Origin of the sequence: Robertmurraya korlensis NBRC 107688 (genome assembly GCF_001591645.1) — a bacterium.
In the GTDB taxonomy this organism is placed as follows: Bacteria; Bacillota; Bacilli; order Bacillales; family Cytobacillaceae; genus Robertmurraya_A.
In genome coordinates, this window is the sequence record NZ_BCVH01000017.1 from 70,497 (window position 1) to 94,595 (window position 24,099).

Below are 24,099 nucleotides of genomic sequence, written 5' to 3' on the forward strand. Positions count from 1 at the left end.
GTGAATATACTTTCTATTTTTGTTGGGGTTATTTTCTTCCTTAACATTTTACTTGCTATCATCGTCATTTTTTTAGAAAGAAGAGATCCTAGTGCCACTTGGGCCTGGATTTTAGTACTGTTCTTTATCCCTGTTCTCGGCTTTATCATGTATTTATTATTCGGACAAAATTTGAGCAGAAAAAAAATGTTTTATTGGGAAGATCGTGACAAAGTAGGAATAGAGCCATTAATCAAAGAGCAGATGACACAATTAAATCAAAAAAGCTTTCCTTTCGAAAATTCTACCGAAGAAAAGAGTCAGGACCTCATTCATATGCATTTAATCAATAATGCAGCTATGTTTTCTCAACATAATGAAATTCGAATTTTTACAGATGGCAAAGAAAAATTCACGTCTCTCTTTCATGATATAGAGAATGCAAGAGACCATATCCATCTGCAATACTATATAATCAAAAACGACGAACTTGGCAGAAGGTTAATGACTGTATTAGCACAAAAAGCACGATCTGGAGTAAAGGTTCGAGTCCTTTATGATGAACTAGGTTCTCGGTCATTAAGAAAGTCCTTTTTCAAGGAATTACGTCAAGCTGGCGGAGAGGTAGAGGCCTTTTTTCCTTCAAAACTTCCCTTAATTAATTTACGATTAAATTATCGGAATCATCGTAAGCTCGCTATTATTGATGGGGACATCGGATATGTTGGTGGATTTAATGTGGGAGATGAGTATTTAGGATTAAATAAAAGGTTTGGATATTGGCGTGATACCCATATCCGGATTGTTGGCCAAGCAGTCCACCCTATTCAAACTAGGTTTATTCTTGACTGGAACCAAGCTTCTTACCGTCACGATATTAACTATTCCCCTCGCTACTTTCAACAACCAAGAAATAGTGGGAGCGTGGGTCTTCAAATTGTAACTAGCGGACCTGATTCTGAGTGGGAACAAATAAAAAACGGTTATATAAAAATGATTTCTTTAGCAAAAGAAACCATCGTCATTCAGACACCTTACTTTATCCCTGATTCTAGTCTTTTAGATGCACTAAAAATTGCTTCCTTATGCGGAGTGGATGTAAAAATTATGATCCCAAATAAGCCCGATCATATGTTTGTTTATTGGGCTACCTATTTTTATATTGGAGAAATGCTAAAGGCTGGTGCAAAAATCTATATCTATGAAAAAGGGTTTATTCATTCGAAATCCATTGTCGTGGATAATGAAATAGCTTCTGTTGGGACAGCTAATATTGATGTTCGAAGCTTCCGTCTTAATTTTGAAGTAAATGCATTTATTTATAATAAAGAGTTTTCCAAAGAATTAACGGACCAATTTTCCCATGATATGAAGTCCTCAACTGAGTTAACTCTTGAAAGTTATATGACAAGATCTGTAAAAATTCGTCTGAAGGAATCTGTCTCAAGGCTCTTGTCTCCCATATTATAAGAAAGGCCGAGCAAAATGGCTCGGCTTTCGATTACGCAAATACTTGTTTTAAATCTTCCTTCGATTGTTCAAGCCAAAAACGCATTAATCGTTTGGCTCCCTCAAGATCGTGAAGCTTCGCTTGACCACATTGTGTTTCATTGGCTGCTGGAATCTCAACGATCTCCACTGCTGATTTCATTGTATCCTCTAATAGATCAATAATCTCTTCTACAGAAGGCTCACCACTGACGACTAGGTAATAACCTGTTTGACATCCCATTGGAGAAATATCAATAATATCAAAATGGCTGTATTTTTCAGCATGCTCACGAAGATTAAAGGCTAATAAGTGCTCCAGTGTATGAATCACATCTGGCTTCATCGCTTGCTTATTGGGCTGACAGAATCGAATATCAAATTTATTAACAACCCCATCACTTCCCACTTTATGTACTCCACAATGTCTTACATAAGGGGCTTTGACTGCATTATGATCTAATTCAAAGCTTTCTACAGAAGGCATATTTTCCACTCCTATACATTCAAGTTCTTTTATCAGTATACAACAATTATTACGCATTATCTCACATAATCGCATTCCATTTTTTAGACTATTTTTTCTATCTATGGTATGTTGGTCGTATCTTGGATACGAAAGAGAGAGATTTTTCATGTTGAAAAAGGTGATGATTGCCTTTATCCGGTTCTATCAAGTTGCACTATCTCCCCTTAAACCACCAAGCTGTCGCTTCTATCCAACCTGCTCTCATTATGGTCTGGAAGCAATCGAAAAGTTTGGACCGATAAAAGGTGGCTACTTAACGATTAAGCGATTATTAAAATGTCATCCTTTTCATCCAGGCGGATTTGATTATGTTCCCGAGAAAAAGGAAAAAGGAAACTAGATGTTTTCATATCCATTTTCAACGGCATCCAGTCTACCCGTTTCAGGGTCAATAACAAGACCATGTACAGGAACTCCTTTTGGAAGTAAAGGATGTTTCTTAATCATGTCAACACTGTGCTTTACGCTATCAGACACATTATCAAAACCATGCATCCATTCAGAGACGTTAATACCAGAATAATTCAGCATATCAAGTGTCTCTTGGGTAATTCCCCGATCTTTCATGCTTTCAATTACGACATCAGCCTTCATGCCACTCATTCCACAGTCATAATGACCAACAACTAGAATCTCATCTGCCTGTAATTGATATACAGCTACAAGTAAACTTCTCATAATACTTCCAAATGGATGCATGACAAGTGCACCAGCATTTTTTACAATCTTTACATCCCCATTTGACACGTTCATTGATTTTGGTAACAGCTCTAGTAATCTTGTGTCCATACAGGTTAAGATTACCAGCCTTTTGTTCGGAAATTTTGTAGTTGTAAATTCCTCATACCGTTTTTCTGCCACAAACTTCTGATTATAACGTAAAATTTCATCTAACAGCCTCATTCTGTTACCCCCTTTATTTTTATACATATGACTATCATACAAGATAATTGCAAAACTAGACAATTTTTATGGTTGCATAAATCTCTACTATTAGGTAAGATAACTAATGTAAATCGTAACCGTTTCGTATTATCTATTAAAATACAAAATCATATATATTCTCATACGCTTTAAATCGAAATAATTACGTTTTATCTACATTTGAGAGGAGACTAAGTATGTTTCGTAAATACACAGCATTAATTGTTATACTACTCATTGCTACATTTCTTGGAGGTTGTCAGGGGAAATCAGCGGAAACCAGTCAAGAAAATGATAAACTATCAATCTACACAACTGTTTATCCATTACAGTACTTCACCGAACGTATTGGTGGAGATTTAGTAGAGGTAAAATCAATCTATCCCAATGGGGCAGATGAGCACTCTTATGAGCCATCTCAAAAAGATATGATTGACCTTGCAGATTCTGACCTTTTCTTTTATGTTGGTCTAGGATTAGAGGGGTTTGTTTCAAAGGCCGAAAAAGCATTAAAGAATGAAAATGTAACATTAGTCGGAACTGCTGAACATATCACATTTGAAGAGCATGCGGGAGAGACTGGTGAAGAACATGCCCATGAAGAAGAAACTAGCGAAGATCATGCTCATGAAGAAGAATCTAGTGAAGATCATGCTCACGAAGAAGAAGATGGACATAACCATGGTGATGTAGACCCTCATGTATGGCTTGACCCTATTTATTCTATTAACTTAGCAGAAGAAATTAAAGAACACCTTGTTGAAAAACTACCAGATCATAAAGAGCAAATCGAAGAAAACTTCGTAGCATTAGAGCAAGAATTACAACAATTAAATAAAGAGTTCACAGAAGTGACTACCGCAGCTAAACACAAGGAATTCCTAGTATCCCATGCCGCATTTGGTTACTGGGCGGAGCGTTATGGTCTTGAGCAAATCAGCGTGGCTGGATTAACTTCTACCAATGAGCCTACTCAAAAGGAGCTCGAAACAATCATCGCTGAAGCAGAAGAACATGATCTGCATTATATTTTCTTCGAGCAAAACGTAAGCTCAAAACTAACTGAGATTGTCCAAAAGGAAATTGGAGCCGACCCATTAACCCTCCATAATCTTTCGACCCTAACAGACGAAGATGTAAATGAAGAGCGTACTTATTTTACCATCATGAAAGATAATCTAAAAGCATTGCAAACAGCTTTAAATGAATAAAAACAAAACTTAGCTCTCTCAAATTCTTGAGGGGGCTTTTTTGATTTCTACAAACGATCCCCTTGTCGCTATATTTTAAAAAGGAAATTGTAAAAATAGGTAAAGATTACATATTTATTTTTAATTAGAAAAGAATAACTTGGTGAGTATATTGAAAGGGAGATCTGAATGGATGATTTGCTAATTGCACGCTCGTTATTTGGAACAACAATGGGTTTTCATATTATTTTTGCAACAATCGGTGTTGGCTTGCCTTTTATGATGCTCACCGCTGAGCTCATCTACCAAAAAACTAAAGACCAAGAATATGTAGTGATGGCCAAGCGGTGGACAAAAGCCTTTGCCGTACTTCTAGGTGTGGGAATACCTACTGGTACCATCGCTGGAGTCCAGCTATCTCTGTTATGGCCTGGCTTTATGGAAGTAATTGGTGTAGTAATGGCCCTTCCCTTCCAAATTGAAATATATGCCTTCTTTATTGAAGCGCTATTTATGTCCATATACGTATATGCGGCTGAGCGCATTCCTCCTTGGGCTAGAATCACAAGCCTAGTACTTGTAGCGATTGGTGCATTAGCGTCTGCAGTACTCATAACAAATGTTCATGCCTGGGAAGGAACACCAACTGGATTTAGAATCGAAAACGGCATCATAACCGATGTTGATCCATGGGCAGCATTTTTTAACCCTAGCTTTATTGTCACAGCCACACATGTAGCCTTATCAGCTTATACAACAGGTGCATTTGTTATTGCATCCGTATCAGCCTATAAACTATGGCGCACGGAATTTAATACACGCATCTACCATTTTCACAAAAAGGCATTAACACTTAGTCTGATTGTTGGAGGAATATTTTCTTTATTAACTGCCATAAACGGACATGAATCTGCTCAATACTTGCATGAATATCAGCCTGAAAAGCTTGCGGCAGCAGAAGGATTATTTGAAACTCAGTCGCATGCCCCACTCGTGATTGGAGGATTCACTGATCGTGAAACGGAGGAAGTTAAGTATGCGATTCATATTCCTTGGGCTCTTAGCTTTTTAGCAGGAAATAGCTTTGATACGGTCGTTAAGGGACTAAAAGAATGGCCCGAAGAAGAATGGCCTCCCCTGTTTGTTCACACCCTATTTAACGGAATGGTGGGTATCGGATCTTTATTAATATTGTTGCCACTACTTGCTTTACTTTGGATTAAATTTTTAAAAAGAGACAGATATCCTCGTTGGATTCTCTCGACTTTTATCGCATCAGGCCCTTTAGCAGTACTTGCGATTGAGTTTGGATGGATTTTTGCTTGTACAGGTAGACAACCCTGGACAATCTACCGTGTCCTGTCAACAGCAGACTCGGCGACAACTGCAACAAATTTAGGCGTCTTGTTCCTAGCTTTTACGGCGGTATACGTAATCCTAGGAGTATCAGTAGTATTCGTGCTTCTCTATTATTTTAGAAAGAACACGGTTGCTGATGATTTACATCGAGCAGAACAAAAAGGTGTCCCACTTTATGGATCCAATACGTAACAAGGCAATATTTGAACGGAGGAGTGAAAATAGATGACTGATGCATTACTAGCCATTACTGTGTTATGGGGATTTGTATTCATCTATGCTGTTATGGCAACCATGGACTTTGGAGCCGGGTTTTGGTCTATGATTTACTTTAATAGAACGCAGACAAAGGCGACTAATATAGCTAACAGATACCTATCCCCCACATGGGAAGTAACCAACACATTTATTGTTGCTCTAGTCGTTGCCGTGTACAGTTTATTTCCATCTGCTGCCTATACACTAGGAACGGTATTGCTAATTCCAGGCAGTATGATTTTGCTTCTGCTTGCCTTACGAAGTGCTTTTCTTGTTTTCTCAAATATTGCATCTGAATATCGAAAACCACTAACATATATATCGGGAATTACTGGCATTCTCATTCCTGGACTATTAATCAGCGTACTGCCCATTACCCATGGGAACTATATAGACTTTACAGATGGCCGCCAAACCCTTGATCTTGTAAAACTTTTTACAAGTCTAAATGAATACGCGTTTATTGGGTTCGCCATAAGCTCCACCTTATTCTTATCATCTTTACTGCTTGCAGACTATTCAAAAACTGCTGAAGAATATGAGGCCTATGCTGTCTATCGAAGAGATGCCATTATCCTAGGACCCATCTCCCTAATAATGGCTGTACTCATTATGTTTACGCTTCGAACAGAAGCACCTTGGCTCTTTGAAAAAATGATGGACAATCTGGCATTCTTAATAGCATCGGTTGTGTTTTTTATCATTGGAGGGCTTGGTTTATTTTTGCCTTCTGTTACTGGCGGACCTAAGGGAATGCCTCGTCTCACAGTTATTGCAATTACGATTCAATACCTACTAGCTAGTCTCGTGTACGGTCAAGCGCACCTTCCTTACATTGTGTACCCAGAGGTTACCATTCAGAATGCTTTTACAGATCCAAACTCGTTCCGTGCTATATTCGCCACCTACATAGCAGGATTTGCGATTCTTTTCCCAGGCTTCTTTTACTTCTGGACATTATTTATGAATGACAAAAGATATTTGCAACAAAAGCCACCAGAAGAGACAAAATCGTAAAAAAAACCGTGCCCGATATTTGGTGTGAGGCCAAATGAATGGGCACGATTTTTTCTAATCATTGTTTCGTAAAATCTTCTTCAAATATCGTTACCTCTTCCAACCTCTTACGATTAATCTCAAACCCAATTCCAGGTCTACTAGGAACATCAATCATTCCATTACGGACAATTACTTCAGGAGTTGTAATGTCCTCTTCCCAGTATCGGCTGCTTGCCGAAATATCCCCAGCGATCGTGAAATTCGGTAGAGAAGCAATCGCAATGTTGTGTGCTCTAGAGATCCCAAATTCCAGCATTCCCCCACACCAGACAGGAACACCTTTTCCCAAACAGTAATCATGAATATCCTTTACCGTTTGAATACCGCCCACTCTACCAGCTTTAATATTAATGATTCGGCAGCTCCCAAGCTCAATTGCCTTTTTAGCATCATCAAACGTGACAATACTTTCATCCAAACATATCGGTGTTTGGATGGAAGTTTGTAGCTTCGCATGCTCAACGATATCTTCGTAACCTAATGGCTGTTCAATCATTAGCAATCCAAACTCATCAAGCGCCTTTAACCGATTGATATCCTTTAAAGTATAGGCAGAATTTGCATCTGCCATCAATTGAACATCAGGAAAATGATTTCGGATAGAATGGATATACTCGTAATCATTTTCAGGAGAGATTTTTACCTTTACACGCTTGTAGCCATTCTCAAGATTCCTTTCAATTTGCAAAAGGGTCTCTTTCGTCGACTTAGCTCCCACGACAACTCCTGAAGGAATGGTATCTTGAGTTCCTCCAAGCAGACTTGATAATGACTGATTTCTTTCTTTTGCATATAAATCCCACATTGCCATCTCAAGGCCTGCTTTGGCCATGAAATTTCTCCGTAATCGGTTAAAAATGGGAGTGATCTCACTTGGATGCTCTACGCGACTAGTAAAGAGCATTGGGATAAAAAATTCTTTTAACATATGTAAGGAGGTTTGAACGGTCTCTTCTGTATACCAAGGAGAGGAAAAGGCAACTACTTCCCCAAACCCAGAAACTCCCTCTCGGTTAATGACTTCAATGACAATCCCTTCCCGTTCATGTACCATTTCTAAATGAGTGGTAAACGGAGTCTTTAATTTCATTGAGATAACCGATATCTTAACCTTCTCAATTTTCATATGTCCCCTCCGCTTTTATCCATTCTTTTAACTTTCTTCTTAGAAGTTTATTAGTCGCATTTCTCGGTAGCTCATTAACGAACATGATCCTTTTGGGAACCTTGTATTTTGCTAATTTTGAAGAACAATACTTAATGATTTCGTCTTCTGTTGTTAATGCATTCCTTACAACAAAGGCTACAGGTACTTGTCCCCACTCCTGATCTTCCACACCTATGACCCCTGCCTCTTGAACGGCGTGATGGCCCTGTAAAGCACCCTCGATTTCTGCTGGATAAACATTTTCCCCGCCTGAGATAATCAAATCAGAACGGCGATCTTGCACATATAAGAAGCCCTCCTCATCCACAAATCCTATGTCGCCTGTTGCAAACCATCCATTCTTTAGATGCGAGTCTTCTTTATTCAAATAGCCTTTCGTAACATTCGGACCTTTCACATAGATCTCTCCGGATTGCATCGGTTGCTGCTCCAATCCACCAGAATTAACAATTTTTAACTGTGATGGAAAAAGTGCTTTCCCTGCCGAACCTAATTTACTCAAACTAAATTCAGGAGATAATGTAACAAATTGCGAGGTCGTTTCTGTCATTCCATACGTCTGAAAAACAGGAACTTTTCGATCCCTACATTTTTCTAATAAAGGAAGGGATGCTGGTCCACCGCCTAATAACATACAGCGAAAATGACTCGGCAGCTGGCTATCCAACTGGTCAAGAAATCGTGAGAGCATCGTGCTCACAACAGACATCGTTGTCACTTTCTCAGCCTTTATATCCTCTAACGTTTTTCCCACGTCAAAGCTCTCATGCAACACCATTTTTATCCCGTAAATCACACTTCTCATTAAAATTGAATACCCACTAATATGAAAAAGGGGGACTGCACATAGCCACCCATCACTATCTTGTAGACCAAGATTTAAGCTTGAGCCAACTGCACTCCACCAATGGTTTCCATACGTCTGCATCACCCCTTTAGGGGAACCAGTCGTACCTGAAGTATACATAAGTGAGCAAACCTCCTCTAAAGCTACTTCATTGACAAGAGGTGGCTCGATAAAGGAAGATTGAAACAATTTATTTTTGAAAAGAACGTTTATATCTAATTGCTCAGCTTTTTCCTCGAACAATGATTCCGTAATTAAACATGCTGAGTTTGAATCCTTTAGCTGATAGTTTAGTTCTTCTGGAGTTAATCTTGTGTTAAGCAAGACCGCTTTAATACCAAGTAGCTGTAATGAAAACAATATAACAACACTTTCAGAATGATTCGTTAGCAACAGTGCAACGTATTGCCCCTTCTTTATTCCAAGTGCATGAATTTTCCCTGCGACTTCGACACATTCAGCATATAGCTGTTGAAATGTGTAGCGTTTACCTTCAAAAACCAACGCCGTTCGACTAGGTGTCAAAAATGCTCTTTTTTTAAGGAAATTCGGTATAACTTCATTTGACAATTTTTTCACCCTCTTCCTTAATAAAATTAACAAATTGACCTTTCATTTTCAATGGTATAAAAAAAGAGCCTGGCTATAGTTAAGCCAAGCATCTTTATTTCTAACCCATCAAGGAAAACGTGGGAATTGCCCGAAGTCTGGCTTGCGCTTTTCTTTAAACGCATCGCGCCCTTCCTTTGCTTCATCCGTTGTGTAATACAGAAGGGTTGCATCTCCAGCAAACTGTTGAATTCCAGCTAAGCCATCTGTATCCGCATTAAATGCTGCTTTCAAGAAACGTAGGGCAGTAGGACTCTTATCAAGCATTTCCTCACACCATTTAATTGTTTCTTCTTCGACTTGATCAAGTGGAACAACTGTATTTACTAGCCCCATATCAAGTGCTTCTTGTGCATTGTATTGACGGCATAAATACCAAATTTCACGTGCTTTTTTATGTCCAACGATTCTTGCTAAATAACCTGAGCCATATCCAGCATCAAAGCTACCTACCTTAGGACCAGTTTGTCCAAAAATGGCATTATCAGCAGCAATCGTTAAATCACAAACGATATGTAAAACATGTCCTCCACCGATTGCAAAGCCTTTAACCATCGCAACAACTGGTTTAGGAATGACACGAATTAAGCGTTGAAGATCTAGGACGTTTAAACGTGGTATTTCATCTTCTCCTACGTATCCACCGTGCCCACGTACTTTCTGGTCTCCTCCAGAACAGAATGCTTGATCTCCAGCTCCTGTTAATACGATAACACCTACATTACGGTCGTCACGAGCATAAGCAAATGCATCAATTAGTTCCACAACAGTCTTTGGACGAAATGCATTTCGCACTTCAGGACGGTTGATGGTAATTTTCGCAATACCATTATATGTTTCATACAGAATATCTTCATACTTTTTTTGAGATACCCACTCAACTGTCAATGCTTTTTCCTCCTTGAATCGATATTGGTTTTATTCGACAAAAACCCACCTACTATTGTACCAAATTTTTCAGGTTGTTCCACATGTATTGCATGGCCACACCCATCAATATTTACCCACTGACTGTTTTTAAGTTTTTCCGACATCTTTTCAGCAATCCTTACAAATTTCTCGTCAGTAGATCCTGTGAGCAATAATACCTCACCTGAGTAATGCGTTAGTTCTTCCCAATAGCTAGGTTGTGACCCTGTTCCCATTCCTATTAGGCTATTTGCCAATCCTTTAATAGAGTTTTGCTTTCTTTGCTCTTTTATGCGTTTTCGACTAGATGCTGGTAATTTTTTTTGACTATCAAATAGAGGGATGTTTTCCCAGTATTCTACAAACCATTCCATTCCATTTTCTATAATTTTACTTGCTAACTCTTGATCCTGCTCTCTCCGATTACTTCTCTCTTCATAACTTAAGAGACCTGGAGACGCACTTTCTAGTACAAGTTTACGTACATAACTAGAGTGTGCCATCGCAAATGCAAGGGCCACTCGACCTCCCATCGAGTACCCCACGACATCAGCTTGAGTTATATTTAAATATTGAAAAATATAAAGTAAATCCGCCATAATTGACTGCATCTCATATCGTTCAATTGCTTCCGGAGATGAGGATCTTCCATGTCCAACGAGATCTATTTTAATAACCTGGGAGTTTTTACTTATCAACTCTTCACAGTTTGACCAGGTAGAACTGTCACCCGTAAACCCATGTAATAAAACAACTGGAAAACCTTCTCCGGATATTTCGACATAATACTGTATTCCCTTAACATGAATATTCATCAGCATTCGCCAGGCAAATTCCGACTAATTTCCCGGGAAACATAATCCCACAAATTTCGATGTTCTTGTAGGTTCTCCGCTCTTTTTGTCGGAATTTCGATGACCGACAAGCCATTTATCGCTAAATTTTGCTCAAAAGAGGAAGTAAACTCCAGCCAAGAGGAAACTCGGCTAAATGTCCCACCGTACATAGAAACAGCTGGTTCAAAATCAAGGTCTAAAGGCGTACCAAAGAGTCGTTCGAAATGTTTCGGGTGACTAGCTTGAGGAAGGAAGCTAAAAATGCCGCCTCCATTGTTATTAATTACGATGACCCGCAAATCAATATTATATAGCTTAGAAGCAATTAGTCCGTTTAAATCATGGAAAAAAGTCAAATCTCCAAGGACTAAATACATTGGCTTGTGAACGGTCCCCGCACCGAGAGCCGATGAAATGATTCCGTCAATACCGTTTGCACCGCGATTTGCCATGATTCTTATGGACTTTGCATTATTATAGAAAAAAGTATCCACATCACGTATCGGCATGGAGTTACCAACAAACAGAGTAGCTCCATCAGGTAGCAATTCTACTAATTCGTTAAATAAACGACCCTCACTAAGGGATTCATTTTCCTTTATACGGAACAAAGCTGCTTTTGTTATCTCGTTTATTTGTTGCCACTTTTCAACAAACAATGTATCCTGGTTCTCATTTAAAAGAGGGAGAAGTGAGTCACAAAATTGTACTTCATCACAATAGATCATATTAAATGTTAATAAGGAAGGGTCTCTCCAGCCTTCCCCACCATCAATCACATATTGAGTAGCTTGTTCATTCTTTTTCATAAATAATGAAAATGCCTTAGAAATAGGCATTGCACCGAATCGAATGATTACATCTGGTGTTAAATGATTAACAGCATCCTCGTTTCTTAAAAACGTATCATAGCTATCTATAATATGTACAAACTTGTGTTTACCACTTCGGAGTTGGGATAAAGGATCAGCAATAATCGGATATTGCAGCTTTTCCGCTAGCTTAGTGACTGCTTCCGCAAATGCTGGACTTTCCATCTCGCCACAAACAATTAAACCATTTGTACATTTATTCAATTCATCTGCAATCAAATGTAGTTGATGCGCATTCAATGATAGATGCCCCTGTTCAATGTGAACATAACCATTTTCCCTCTCTGCCATCACAAATAAAGTTTCGCTTGTTAAATCAGGAACAAGAGGTTCACGAAGTGGAAAGTTTAAATGTACAGGACCAGCTGGAGAAGATAAAGCGGTTGCAACAGCCCGACTAGCAACGGTACGGGTATAACGAAGCATCTCTATTGAGCCTTCCGGGTGAGACATTTCAACAAACCATTTAACATGCTTGCCATATAAATTCACTTGATCCATCGCTTGTGGTGCACCAACATCACGAAGCTCATGTGGTCGATCAGCTGTGACGACAATAAGTGGTACTCTTGATAAATTTGCTTCGGCTATTGCAGGAAAATAGTTCGCTGCTGCCGTTCCGGAGGTACATAACAAGACTGTCGGGTTTCGAGAAGCCTTGGCCATCCCTAACGCAAAAAAGGCTGCTGATCTTTCATCTACATGAATATGAAGACGAAGATCAGGATGCTCAGCCATAATCATTGCAATAGGAGTGGACCTTGACCCAGGACTAACTACAACATCTTTTACTCCCGCATGTATGAGTTCTGCTACAAAAGAAGCAATGTATTTCGTTAATGCTTGCTGGTGATTCATTACTAGTTCCCCCTTAAAGCAGAAAGCATAGGACGAAACTTGATATTCGTCTCATGATACTCACTTTCTACGTCCGAATCTTTAACGATTCCACACCCGGCGAACAAAGAGGCTTCGTCTCCTTGCAACAAGCCAGACCGTATGGCAACTGCAAATTCCCCATTACCGTCAAAATCTATCCAACCAATCGGTGCTGCGTACATTCCTCTATCTAGGTCTTCCATTGTCCGAATGCTTTGTACTGCTTCTTTCCTTGGCAATCCACCTAAAGCAGGTGTTGGGTGAAGCAAGTTCACAAGCTGAAGTAACGAGCTTTCTTCATTAGCTACACCAACCACCGGCGTGTATAAATGCTGTATATGCTTCATTTTCATCAACTGTGGACGGGCAGGTATTCTCACTTCGTGACATACTTTGTCCATCGCTTCTTTTATCATATCCACAACAAATTGGTGTTCATTTAAATTTTTTTCATCAGATAGAAGCTCATTTCCTAATTCCTCGTCTTCTTTTAATGACTTCCCTCTAGCTATGGAACCAGCCAAACAGGTAGAGTACACATCTTTTTTGACCTTTTTCACTAATCTTTCTGGTGAGGCTCCAATAAAACAATCACCTTTTGATTCAAAAGCAAAAACAAAACTCTCTCGCTGTTCCTCCAAAAGATTCATAATCACAGGCTCTACTGGAATTTGCTCTTCAAATTGAAGTCTAAGCTCTCTAGCAAGAACAACCTTTTTCATGGTCCCAGCCTTTAATAGCTCAACTACCTCACTCACCCGTTTCTTCCAACCTTCAGGATTGACTTCAGTGACAGTTGATAGGTTTGCCAAACCTGGTAGTGATTCCTCTTCCATTCCACCTAATATTGCTTTTCTCTCTTGGTCAATTACCTCATACAATGCTTCATCATCTTCCGCCGTACAAATGATGTTAGTCGTTAAAAAGTATTCTCCCTTTATGACACTTACTAAATATTTTGGTATATGAAAAAGAGAGTGAGAAAACTGTGCCCAACGATTGGTTTTCTCTTTTAATGGATCGAAGGAAAAGCCTCCGAACATCACTGGTCCTGTAGCAGATTGTTTCTCATCCATCAGCATGATACTATTATTCATAAGCTTTTGCCATTGTTTCTCCACATGAAAAAAGCGGCCAGAAGCCTGATCCGATTGTATTTCTTTACATATTCCAATGCCAATCATAACTACTTCATCAGAGGGATCTTTCCAAAAAAAGCGTTCGCCAACAAATTGGTCTCTTCCAGCTGCAAACACGGATAGAGGCTGTATCGGATGAATCCTTTGGACTTCGCTAACTAATACGGGCATTGAAAGCTTTCGTGCTCTCTCAATTGCTTCAATGATCCCTTCTTTAAGCTCCGTATTCTGAATGGTAACCAAATTCGTACAACTCCTGTTAAATAACGTTATAAACTTATTTTAAGATACACCTCAATCTAATTACATGTCAACAAAAGGAACCTTGAAAACCCTATATCTTTCCTTATTATAAGCTATTTCGACCTATTTTGAGATATTATGCCCAATTATGCCTTCCACGCACAAAATATTATCGTAGAAAATTTGGAAATGCTCTCCTCTATTAGGGAGGAAAATTTAATTGACACACTCCTTCGTTTTTCCTACACTTGAATTTGGATAAGAATTATTTTAAACTTATATAGTTTTGACAAATAAATATAGAAATGGGGAGAGGTACGATGCAACCACAAATGCACACGGGTCCTTCGCCTACGTTTAAGGGGAAAAATTGGAGAGTCTGGTGGCAGCTTACACGTCCACATACTTTAACTGCTGCTTTTGTTCCAGTACTGTTAGGAACCGCATTAGCCTTACCATTAACATCTATTGATTTCGGTTTATTTATCACCATGCTCATTGCTTGCTTGCTTATACAGGCGGCCACTAATATGTTTAATGAATATTATGATTTTAAGCGAGGTCTTGATAACGAGCATTCTGTCGGTATAGGTGGAGCCATCGTTCGTGAAGGAATCCGACCAGGTACCGTCATGAAGATTGCCCTGAGCCTTTATGGTATTTCCATGCTACTAGGAGTTTATATATGTATGAATTCCAGCTGGTGGTTAGCTGTCATAGGTCTTGTTTCAATGACTGTTGGTTATCTATATACAGGTGGACCGATTCCAATTGCCTACACACCATTTGGAGAAATTTTTGCAGGCTTCTTTATGGGAATGCTTATTATCCTCATAGCCTTCTATATTCAAACCGGTTTCATTACACTTATTAGCGTTCTAATTTCTGTTCCCATTGTGATTACTGTAGGTGCTATACTGTTGGCAAATAATATACGCGATCACGATGGTGACAAAGAAAATGGAAGGAAAACATTAGCCATTCTCCTTGGTCAAAAGAGAGCGATTATTCTTTTAGCAGGAATGTTTGTTGTCTCTTATGCATGGGTGTTTACTCTTATTGGTTTAGACTATGCTTCTGCTTGGTTAGCAATCGTATTGCTAAGTTCACCGAAGGCATTAAAAGCGATTAAAGGATTTATAGGTAAAACAAAGCCTGTGCAAATGGTGCCAGCCATGATTGCCACAGCACAAACAAATACGATTTTCGGATTTTTGTTATCAATTGGACTATTTTTAGGACATTTCTTAAACAATTAGTAGACAAAGGAGACCATTTTTTTAAAATGGCCTCCTCTTTTTATTTCCCTATTTTATTTTTCACAGAAGATATGCTCCAAATATCATCTGCATACTGCTGAATGGTTCGATCACTTGAGAAAAACCCTGAATTTGCTATATTAGCTAAGCTCATCTTTAGCCATTTATTTTGATCTTTATAGGCCTTACCTACGTCCCTTTGTGCTTGAACATAGGAGGAGAAATCTCGTAATACAAAATATTGATCATTTTCCATTAATAACGAATCATGAATTGGCTCGAACTCATTTTCAAGATTTCCAAAATAACCATTTGTTAATTGATCTACAACCTGACGAATACGTTTATCGTGGTGATAATAATCGACAGATGTATAACCACCATACTGATAATAATTCATTACTTCTTCAGCTGTTAATCCAAAAATAAAAATATTCTCGTCGCCCACATGATCCTTAATTTCAATATTTGCTCCGTCAAGCGTTCCTAAAGTTAATGCCCCATTCATCATAAACTTCATATTTCCCGTTCCCGATGCTTCTTTACTGGCAGTTGAAATTTGTTCACTCACATCAGCAGCAGGGAAAATTCCTTCCGCTAATGACACTCGGTAGTTTTCTAGAAACACTACTTTTAATTTATCAGATACTGATTTATCATTATTTATTTTGTCTGCAATTGAATTAATGAGTTTAATAATTTTTTTTGCATAATAATAACCTGGTGATGCTTTCGCTCCAAATAAAAAGGTTCTTGGGTACATATCAAAACTTGAATCCTCTTTTAAGCGATTATATAAGTACATGATGTGCAGAACATTTAAGAGTTGTCTTTTGTAAGCATGAAGTCTCTTCACTTGAACATCAAAAATAGAAAGTGGATCAACAACAATACCTGTCTTTGCCTTTATTTTTTCAGCAAGTGCTTTCTTATTATCCTGCTTAATCTCATACAACTGCTCTAAAAAGGCAGAATCTTGCTGAAAAAACTGAAGCTCTTTTAAATGCTCCGGTTGATTTACCCACTTTGTACCAATCCCCTCATTAATCAAATTTGTCAATTTAGGATTGGATTTAATCAGCCAACGTCTATGGGTGATCCCGTTTGTTTTATTATTAAACTTTTCAGGGAATACTTGATAAAATTGATTCATTTCCCTTTGTTTTAATATTTCAGTGTGAATGGCTGCAACTCCATTGACGCTATAAGAACCAACAATGGCCAAATGAGCCATCTTTACTTGGTCATGAGCAATGATAGCCATATCCTCAATTTTCCGCCAATCTCCAGGATATTGCTTCCATAAATCTTGACAAAATCTTTCATTAATCTCATTTACAATCATAAAAATTCTTGGAAGCAATGGTTGAAAAATACGAACCGGCCATTTTTCTAATGCTTCTGCTAAGGTTGTATGATTGGTATAAGAAATCGTGTTCGTGGTAATATGCCATGCCTCTTCCCAGCCCATACCTTCTTCATCAATAAGTACCCGCATTAATTCTGGGATGGCCAACACGGGATGAGTATCGTTTATATGAAGACCCACATACTTGTGAAAATCTACTAGACTAGCATGTTGTTTTCGATAAGATCTTACAATAGAACGAATACTCGCGGAGACGAGGAAATACTGTTGCTTTAAACGTAATATCTTCCCCTCATCATGGGTATCGTCTGGATATAAAAACTCTGAGATAAGCTCTGTATCGCGCTTATACTTCATAATATCCCGATTAACCGGGTATGGTGTCGTTTCCGCACTCCATAGACGCAATGTATTGACTGTATCTGTTTGGTACCCTACCACTGGAAGGTCGTAGGGTACCGCCATGACCGTCTCCGCTTCCAGGTGACGAAATTTTAGCTTCCCATTAGTACTTATTGCTTCGACTCTTCCCCAGAAAGGGATTTCTACAGCTAAATCAGCTTTTCTTACTTCCCATACATGGCCATGACGGAGCCATTGCTCAGGTAATTCAACTTGATATCCATCTACAATTTTTTGCTCAAATAATCCATGTTTATAACGAATCCCACAACCATGCCCTGGTAAATCCAAAGTTGCTAGAGAATCCATGAAACAGGCTGCTAGACGCCCTAAGCCCCCATTACCAAGCGCAGCATCTGCTTCCATTTCCTCTAATTCACTAAGTTCAATTCCAATCTCCTTTAGTCCCTCATCGACCACTTGATCGATTCCTAAGTTAAGGAGGTTATGCCGTAATAGCTTTCCAAGTAAGAATTCAATGGATAAGTAGTAGATTTGTTTTTCTTTTTCAGCTCGATACGTTTCATTTGTTTTGATCCAGTTTGAGCTAACATATTCACGGATCATGATTCCTAAAGTATGATAGTGATCTCTCTTCGTACTTTCTTGAAAGCTTTTTCCACAAGTCATTTCGAGACGTTGTAAGAACGTTTCCGTGAACATTTCTTTATTAGAAAACATGAGTTTCACTCCTGGATATTAGTTGAGCATACAATTGATTGTATTTAAACGCAGACTGCGCCCAGCTGTTATCAATGCTCATTGCGTGCTTAACGAGATTATTCCAAACCCTATCATTTTCGTAAAAATGTATAGCCCGTTTAATGGTGTACAACATATCATGCGCATTAAAATTCCGGAAAGAGAATCCATTCCCTTTGCCTGAGAATTCATCATATGCTTTCACCGTGTCATTTAGACCCCCGGTTTCACGAACGATTGGAATTGTGCCATATCTCATCGCAATCATTTGTCCTAACCCACACGGTTCAAATTTAGATGGCATGAGGAAAAGGTCAGCACCTGCATAAATTTGGTGAGCTAAACCTTCATCAAAACCAATATATGCTTTAAATCGATCAGGATACTCTCGCTCCATGTCTCGAAAGAAATTTTCAAACTCATCATCACCCGTTCCAAGAATAAGGAATTGAATGGGTTCAGCCATAATTTCATTAAACACATGTTTAACAAGGTCTAAACCCTTTTGTTTAGTTAAACGTGTGACCATAACCATTAATGGAATTTGTGAAGCCTGTGCTAAGCCGAAGCGTTCTTGTATCGCCTTTTTATTGACTAGTTTATGATTCCGGTGATTAGCATCATACGTTTTTACAAGAAACGAATCCTTCTCTGGATTATAGAACTCATCATCAATTCCATTTAGAATTCCTTCTAGATCACTTACACGGCTTTTTAATAATCCATCAAGTTTTTCTCCATAGTACTCAGTTTGGATTTCATCCATATATGTCGGACTTACGGTAGTAATTCGATCAGATGCAATAAGTGCTGCCTTCATAAAATTAATATTTCCGTAAAACTCAAGCTGGTCGGTATTAAAATATGATTCATCTAAATTAAATAAATCCTTTAAAGCATCCTTAGGCATAATGCCCTGGAATCCAAGATTATGAATCGTAAATACGGTGCGCATAAAACCATAGCCATTTTTCTTTTGATATTCCGTTCTTAGCAAGAAAGGAATCATTCCCGTATGCCAATCATGGCAATGTATGACATCCGGATAGTAATCTAACATACGAATGGACTCAAGTACGGCGCGGTTAAAGAAAGCAAAGCGTTCACCATCGTCAAAATACCCATACAGTGAGTCTCTCTTAAAATAGTATTCATTATCTATGAAATAATAAGTTATTCCTTCGTGTGTATATTCCTCAATACTACAATATTGCTCTCTCCAACCAACATTGACAGTAAATTCATGTTTTTTTATCATCTTTTCACGTAAGGCTAGAGGAATTGTGCCGTATTTCGGCATCATTACTCGAACATCTGTCCCAAGTCTTTTTAACTCTTTTGGTAGAGATCCTGCTACATCTGCTAACCCTCCGGATTTTACGAAAGGTACACATTCGGATACTGCAAATAATACTTTCACGAATTCATCAACGCCCCTTGTACTGTTCCTTTACGAACCACATATGGTAATTCCTTTGTTCCATACATCATCGTTCCACTATTTACCTTAACATCTTTATCTAAAACAACTGAGTCTAATACGCAATTTTCACCAATTTGACATTTTTGCATGATGATACTGTTTTTCACAACAGAGCCCTTGCCAATTTTTACTGCACGAGAAATGATGCTATTTTCAACGGTTCCCTCGATCAAGCATCCATTTGCAATGACTGAATTTTTCACAGTAGCCCCGGTAAAATATCTAGTAGGTGGCTCATCCTTTACTTTAGTATATACTGGTTGATTTTTTAAGAATAATTCCTTCCAAATAAGAGGATCTAATAACTTCATACTTTCATTAAAGTACGTAGCAATGGAGTCAATCATTACTGCATAACCCTTGAATTCATAATGGCATTGACGGTATGGACTATTTATATCTGTTACAACATCTCTCATACAAGTGTATCCGGTTTGCTCTCTTGTCTCGAAAAGGTCTACTAAAAGCGATTTTTTAATAAGAAACATATGAAGAGTTCGTCCGTCTCTTCTTACTTCCGTAATATCACAGCCACTCTTAATATGCCAATCAAGAATAGGTTGGAAATTCATATTACAGACCGTAAAGCAATTTGAGATGAGGACATACTGTTGGTTACTACGATCAAAAAAATCTTTATTTGCCGCAAAAAGACTAAATGAATTGATTTCTTTCTCCTCTGCTGGAGCAGGGAAAAAGAACAACCCATCTCTCTTACGGTTTAAATCCCAATCCTTCCCTGAACCCAAATGATCCATTAAGGAACGGTATTGATTTTTTGGAAATATTGCCACACTGTTTATTCCGGAATTGACCATATTAGAAAGAATAAAATCTATTAATCGGTAGCGTCCCCCAAATGGTACCGCAGCTAATGAACGGTGTTGGATTAAATCTTCTAATCCTTTTTGATAGGTTGTTGCATCAATTACTCCTAGCAGCTTTTTATCCATCCTTACCCCTCATCTCCTCATATTTTCTTATCTCTACTGTTAAAGGGATTGAAGCATATCTTCAGTTACTAACACAATATCATCCTCGGAATCATCCATTGCACGTATAATTGTTCCATCAGGTATAACCATTTCTGAGGGTACAATCGCCTTTTCGATATATACATTTTTTCCAATTACGGCATCAGGCATAATGACGGACTCACGTATCAATGCTCCTTTTTCAACCTTAACTCCTTGAAAAAGAACCGACTTCTCAACTTCACCCTCAATGACACATCCCTCATTAATAAGAGAGTCCATCACAAGTGCTTCATTAGATATGAACTGTGGTGGCTGATTTGGATTAACCGAATAAATCCTCCAAGTGTAATCAAATAAATCTAATCCACACTTATCATCAAGGAGATCCATATTGGCTTCCCAAAGACTACGAACGGTTCCTACATCCTTCCAATATCCGCTAAATGGATAAGCAACTAATTTTTTCTGATCGGATAGCAAGGTTGGGAGAATATCCTTTCCGAAATCATGACTGGAATCCTGAAGGATCGCATCCTTTTCCAAATATTCTTTTAAAATAGACCACTTAAAAATGTAAATTCCCATTGATGCTAGGTTGTTTTTCGGATTAGCTGGTTTTTCATCAAACTCAACCACATTCATATTACGATCAGTATTTAAAATACCAAATCGACTCGCTTCATCCCAAGGTACTTCAATTACAGAAATCGTTGCATCAGCGTTTCTTTCAATATGGAAATCTAGCATTAACTCATAATTCATTTTGTAAATATGATCGCCGGAGAGAATGAGCACGTATTCCGGGTCATATTGGGTTAAGTAGTTTAAATTTTGATATATTGCACAAGCAGTCCCTGTATACCATTTCATCTCTTTGGATTCACTATAAGGTGGCAGAACAGTCACACCACCATTTTTACGATCCAGATCCCACGCACTTCCAATTCCGATATACGAATTTAATACGAGCGGTTGATACTGAGTAAGAACCCCAACTGTATCAATTCCAGAATTCGTACAATTGCTCAGTGTAAAATCAATGATCCGGTACTTTCCTCCAAATGGGACAGCCGGTTTTGCTAAATTAGCAGTTAAGGAATGTAGCCTACTTCCTTGCCCTCCTGCTAACAGCATAGCTACGCACTTCTTCTTTGCCATTTCCTTTCCTCTCCTTTCTATGTTTAACGGGACGCATTATAGAAACCCCAAATGGAGGTATCCTCATTGTTATGTGATGCTCTCTTCCATGAAAACTTTCATCAATCGATTCTAGGGGCTTTTTATTTAATACACCAGAGCCTCCAAATTCAACCGCATCTGTATTCAAGATTTCTCGGTACGTTCCCTCTTTGGGAACACCAACCTTATACTCTTCATAGGTCTTTTCTGTAAAGTTACACACTAGTACTAATGGTTCACCATCTTCCCCTTTTCTAACAAAAGAGAAAATGGACTGGTCACGATTGTTTACATCAATCCATTCAAATCCTTCGTGTAAATGATCCAGTTCATAGAAAGGTTTATTGCGCTTATACACTTTGATCAATTCTTTGACAAATTGATTCATTTTATCGTGCATATCATAATCTAATAAATGCCAGTCAAGTTCTTCTTCATCTTTCCACTCAGAGAATTGACCAAGCTCAAAGCCCATAAATAATAGTTTTTTTCCAGGGTGTCCAAACATATAGGCTAATAAAAGCCTTAATTGCGCAAACTTCTGCCAATAATCTCCTGGCATCTTATCAAGTAACGATTTCTTTCCATGTACTACTTCATCATGTGAAAATGGAAGAATATAATTCTCCGAAAAAGTATACAGAAGGGAAAAGGTGACCTTATCGTGAAATTGTGAGCGTTCATGTGAACCTTTCTCCATATAGGAAAGCATGTCGTTCATCCAGCCCATATTCCATTTGTAGTTAAAACCTAATCCACCGTAGTGAGTTGGGGAAGTTACCTGTGGCCAATCAGTAGAGTCCTCAGCAATCATTAAAAGCTGTGAATCATATTGGTATACAATTTGATTTAACTTCTTCAAGAAAGCAATCCCAAAATCATTTATACGTTGGCCATTTGAATTAGGCCAATAAATGATATTTGAAACCGCATCTACACGAAACCCATCCACATGAAAGTATTCCATCCAAAACAGTGCATTAGAAATTAAAAAACTTTGAACCTCTGTTTTACTTAAGTCAAAATTGGCAGTTCCCCACGTATAATTTTCCCGGTCACCTTCTGTTTCATATTCATAAACCCAAGATCCATCAAATCGGTGTAATCCATGTGCATCTTTACAGAAATGACCTGGTACCCAATCCATAATGACACCAATATTATTTTGGTGACATTGGTCTATAAAATACATAAGATCGTGAGGGGTCCCATAACGACTAGTAACTGAAAAGTAGCCTGTTCCTTGATAGCCCCAAGAAATATCAAGAGGATGTTCGACTAGCGGCAATAGTTCTATATGAGTAAAGCCATGATCGAGAACGTATGGAATAATCTCTTCTGCTAATTCCCGATACGAAAAAAAGCTGCCGTCCTCTTTCTTTTTCCATGACCCAACATGCATTTCATAGATAACGGTAGGACTTGAATATACTTTGTTCCTCTCTTTTTTCTGTAGCCATTTGTGATCATTCCACTGATAGCCATCTAAGGGGTAACATATCGAAGCAGTTTGAGGTCTTTCTTCAGAGAAGAAAGCGTATGGATCAGATTTCAATAACACTTCTCCAATAGATGTAAGAATCTCGTATTTATAAAGATAGCCAGTTAGATCCTGCTCAACAATGAGCATCCATACACCTTCATCATTTACCTTCTTAAATTCATAACCACTTCCATTCCAATTGTTTAAATTACTAACGAGTGATACTTCTTTAGCATTTGGTGCCCACACACAAAATCTTGTGCATTTCTTTTCATCAATAGTTAGAACATGGGCACCAAACAAACGATAGCACTCAAAGAAATTACCTTCATGAAACAAGTGCAGCTGGTATTCAGTCGGATGAATCAAATCCAAAATCATTCTACTCCCTACCTATTCATTAGTTTTGTGCATTGCTTTTACTGTATAATTCTCGTCAGTCTTCCAAATCCCTTTTTAATTTTTCTGACAATTAAACGCCCATTTCGACATAAACATTGAATAGGTTTTGGATTTCGACAGCATTCATCTCTTTTACGCAGCAAATTGCAAAAAATGATAGAAATTATTTTTTAGTAGATAATAAATTTTATGATGTAGATATAAGAAGATATGCTAATAATTTAGTGTTAATGAATAAAATGTTTATTTAGAATTATAAAAAAATATAAATTTGAATAATATATTCATGTGGTTTTTTTTATGTGATAGAGGAATTTCTCTCAAGAAAAATGTAAGGGTTTTCATTTTATTGTCGAATTTTAGACACATTTATAGATACTTGAAGTGATTAAGCCAGGGAGGAAACAACATAGGGTTTAGGTCTATTAGAAGAGTAAAAAAGCAAAAAAAAACATTGAACAAATGTTCAATGTTTTTATGACCCCTACGGGATTCGAACCCGTGTTACCGCCGTGAAAGGGCGGTGTCTTAACCGCTTGACCAAGGGGCCAAACA

At 38.2% G+C, this 24,099-nt stretch carries 19 protein-coding genes and 1 tRNA gene; 6 read left to right on the forward strand and 14 right to left on the reverse strand.

Annotated elements, in window-relative coordinates; translation table 11 throughout:
- Nucleotides 1–1,449 carry a cardiolipin synthase gene (cls, locus tag BKO01S_RS18300; protein ID WP_066057658.1) on the forward strand — a complete coding sequence of 483 codons (1,449 nt, stop codon included), beginning with the start codon at nt 1–3 and terminating at the stop codon, nt 1,447–1,449.
- A 31-nt stretch (nt 1,450–1,480) separates the two neighbouring features.
- On the opposite strand, the gene BKO01S_RS18305 is transcribed toward cls, so the two are convergent.
- A complete protein-coding gene (locus BKO01S_RS18305; protein WP_066057584.1) occupies nt 1,481–1,954 on the reverse strand; it encodes an S-ribosylhomocysteine lyase in 474 nt (157 codons plus the stop codon).
- A 148-nt stretch (nt 1,955–2,102) separates the two neighbouring features.
- Here BKO01S_RS18305 and yidD point away from each other — a divergent pair, with 148 nt between their 5' ends.
- Nucleotides 2,103–2,336, forward strand: a complete 234-nt coding sequence (yidD, locus tag BKO01S_RS18310; protein WP_066057587.1) for a membrane protein insertion efficiency factor YidD — start codon at nt 2,103–2,105, stop codon at nt 2,334–2,336.
- Here yidD and BKO01S_RS18315 read toward each other — a convergent pair.
- Nucleotides 2,333–2,899: a beta-class carbonic anhydrase gene (locus BKO01S_RS18315; RefSeq protein ID WP_066057590.1), complete on the reverse strand. Its 567-nt coding sequence runs from the start codon at nt 2,897–2,899 to the stop codon at nt 2,333–2,335. The genes yidD and BKO01S_RS18315 overlap by 4 nt on opposite strands.
- 218 nt (nt 2,900–3,117) lie before the next feature.
- Between BKO01S_RS18315 and BKO01S_RS18320 the strand changes: the two genes are divergently transcribed.
- From BKO01S_RS18320 to BKO01S_RS18330, 3 genes are all read left to right on the forward strand, one after another.
- Nucleotides 3,118–4,131 carry a metal ABC transporter solute-binding protein, Zn/Mn family gene (locus BKO01S_RS18320; RefSeq protein WP_066057593.1) on the forward strand — a complete coding sequence of 338 codons (1,014 nt, stop codon included), beginning with the start codon at nt 3,118–3,120 and terminating at the stop codon, nt 4,129–4,131.
- Nucleotides 4,132–4,299: 168 nt separating this feature from the next.
- Nucleotides 4,300–5,661, forward strand: coding sequence for a cytochrome ubiquinol oxidase subunit I (locus BKO01S_RS18325; protein ID WP_066057595.1), 1,362 nt, complete (start codon nt 4,300–4,302; stop codon nt 5,659–5,661).
- 33 nt (nt 5,662–5,694) lie between these two features.
- The gene (locus BKO01S_RS18330) at nt 5,695–6,744 is read left to right on the forward strand and encodes a cytochrome d ubiquinol oxidase subunit II (RefSeq protein ID WP_066057598.1); all 1,050 of its coding nucleotides are present in this window, start codon (nt 5,695–5,697) and stop codon (nt 6,742–6,744) included.
- Between the two features lie 58 nt (nt 6,745–6,802).
- On the opposite strand, the gene menC is transcribed toward BKO01S_RS18330, so the two are convergent.
- The 6 genes from menC to BKO01S_RS18360 form a co-directional block, all read right to left on the reverse strand.
- The gene (gene menC / locus BKO01S_RS18335; RefSeq protein WP_066057601.1) at nt 6,803–7,912 is read right to left on the reverse strand and encodes an o-succinylbenzoate synthase; all 1,110 of its coding nucleotides are present in this window, start codon (nt 7,910–7,912) and stop codon (nt 6,803–6,805) included.
- Complete coding sequence (locus tag BKO01S_RS18340) at nt 7,902–9,371, reverse strand: o-succinylbenzoate--CoA ligase (protein ID WP_066057604.1); 1,470 nt, start codon at nt 9,369–9,371, stop codon at nt 7,902–7,904. Before BKO01S_RS18340 ends, menC begins: the two co-directional genes overlap by 11 nt.
- A gap of 108 nt (nt 9,372–9,479) precedes the next feature.
- Nucleotides 9,480–10,298 (reverse strand): 1,4-dihydroxy-2-naphthoyl-CoA synthase, encoded by an 819-nt coding sequence (menB, locus tag BKO01S_RS18345; RefSeq protein ID WP_066057607.1) that lies wholly within the window; start codon nt 10,296–10,298, stop codon nt 9,480–9,482.
- Complete coding sequence (gene menH / locus BKO01S_RS18350; protein ID WP_066057610.1) at nt 10,295–11,134, reverse strand: 2-succinyl-6-hydroxy-2,4-cyclohexadiene-1-carboxylate synthase; 840 nt, start codon at nt 11,132–11,134, stop codon at nt 10,295–10,297. Before menH ends, menB begins: the two co-directional genes overlap by 4 nt.
- The gene (gene menD, locus BKO01S_RS18355; protein WP_066057613.1) at nt 11,134–12,885 is read right to left on the reverse strand and encodes a 2-succinyl-5-enolpyruvyl-6-hydroxy-3-cyclohexene-1-carboxylic-acid synthase; all 1,752 of its coding nucleotides are present in this window, start codon (nt 12,883–12,885) and stop codon (nt 11,134–11,136) included. The genes menH and menD overlap by 1 nt, the downstream gene beginning before the upstream one ends.
- 2 nt (nt 12,886–12,887) lie before the next feature.
- Nucleotides 12,888–14,288 (reverse strand): isochorismate synthase, encoded by a 1,401-nt coding sequence (locus BKO01S_RS18360; RefSeq protein ID WP_066057616.1) that lies wholly within the window; start codon nt 14,286–14,288, stop codon nt 12,888–12,890.
- A 320-nt stretch (nt 14,289–14,608) separates the two neighbouring features.
- On the opposite strand from BKO01S_RS18360, the gene BKO01S_RS18365 reads away from it, so the two are divergent.
- Nucleotides 14,609–15,547 (forward strand): 1,4-dihydroxy-2-naphthoate polyprenyltransferase, encoded by a 939-nt coding sequence (locus tag BKO01S_RS18365; protein ID WP_066057619.1) that lies wholly within the window; start codon nt 14,609–14,611, stop codon nt 15,545–15,547.
- A 40-nt stretch (nt 15,548–15,587) separates the two neighbouring features.
- Here BKO01S_RS18365 and BKO01S_RS18370 read toward each other — a convergent pair whose 3' ends face one another.
- The 6 genes from BKO01S_RS18370 to BKO01S_RS18395 all read right to left on the reverse strand — a co-directional run bounded on the left by BKO01S_RS18370 (nt 15,588) and on the right by BKO01S_RS18395 (nt 24,094).
- The gene (locus BKO01S_RS18370) at nt 15,588–17,999 is read right to left on the reverse strand and encodes a glycogen/starch/alpha-glucan phosphorylase (protein ID WP_066057623.1); all 2,412 of its coding nucleotides are present in this window, start codon (nt 17,997–17,999) and stop codon (nt 15,588–15,590) included.
- Nucleotides 17,989–19,440 (reverse strand): glycogen synthase GlgA, encoded by a 1,452-nt coding sequence (gene glgA / locus BKO01S_RS18375; RefSeq protein WP_066057626.1) that lies wholly within the window; start codon nt 19,438–19,440, stop codon nt 17,989–17,991. Before glgA ends, BKO01S_RS18370 begins: the two co-directional genes overlap by 11 nt.
- Nucleotides 19,437–20,456, reverse strand: a complete 1,020-nt coding sequence (locus tag BKO01S_RS18380) for a GlgC family sugar phosphate nucleotidyltransferase (RefSeq protein WP_066057629.1) — start codon at nt 20,454–20,456, stop codon at nt 19,437–19,439. Before BKO01S_RS18380 ends, glgA begins: the two co-directional genes overlap by 4 nt.
- 39 nt (nt 20,457–20,495) lie before the next feature.
- Entirely contained in the window at nt 20,496–21,638 is a 1,143-nt protein-coding gene (locus tag BKO01S_RS18385) for a glucose-1-phosphate adenylyltransferase (RefSeq protein ID WP_066057632.1), read from the reverse strand.
- On the reverse strand, nt 21,586–23,523 hold the full coding sequence (glgB, locus tag BKO01S_RS18390) for a 1,4-alpha-glucan branching protein GlgB (protein ID WP_066057635.1): 1,938 nt from the start codon (nt 23,521–23,523) through the stop codon (nt 21,586–21,588). Before glgB ends, BKO01S_RS18385 begins: the two co-directional genes overlap by 53 nt.
- Nucleotides 23,524–24,022: 499 nt before the next feature.
- A tRNA-Glu gene (locus BKO01S_RS18395) sits at nt 24,023–24,094 on the reverse strand.
- Nucleotides 24,095–24,099 lie beyond the last annotated feature (5 nt).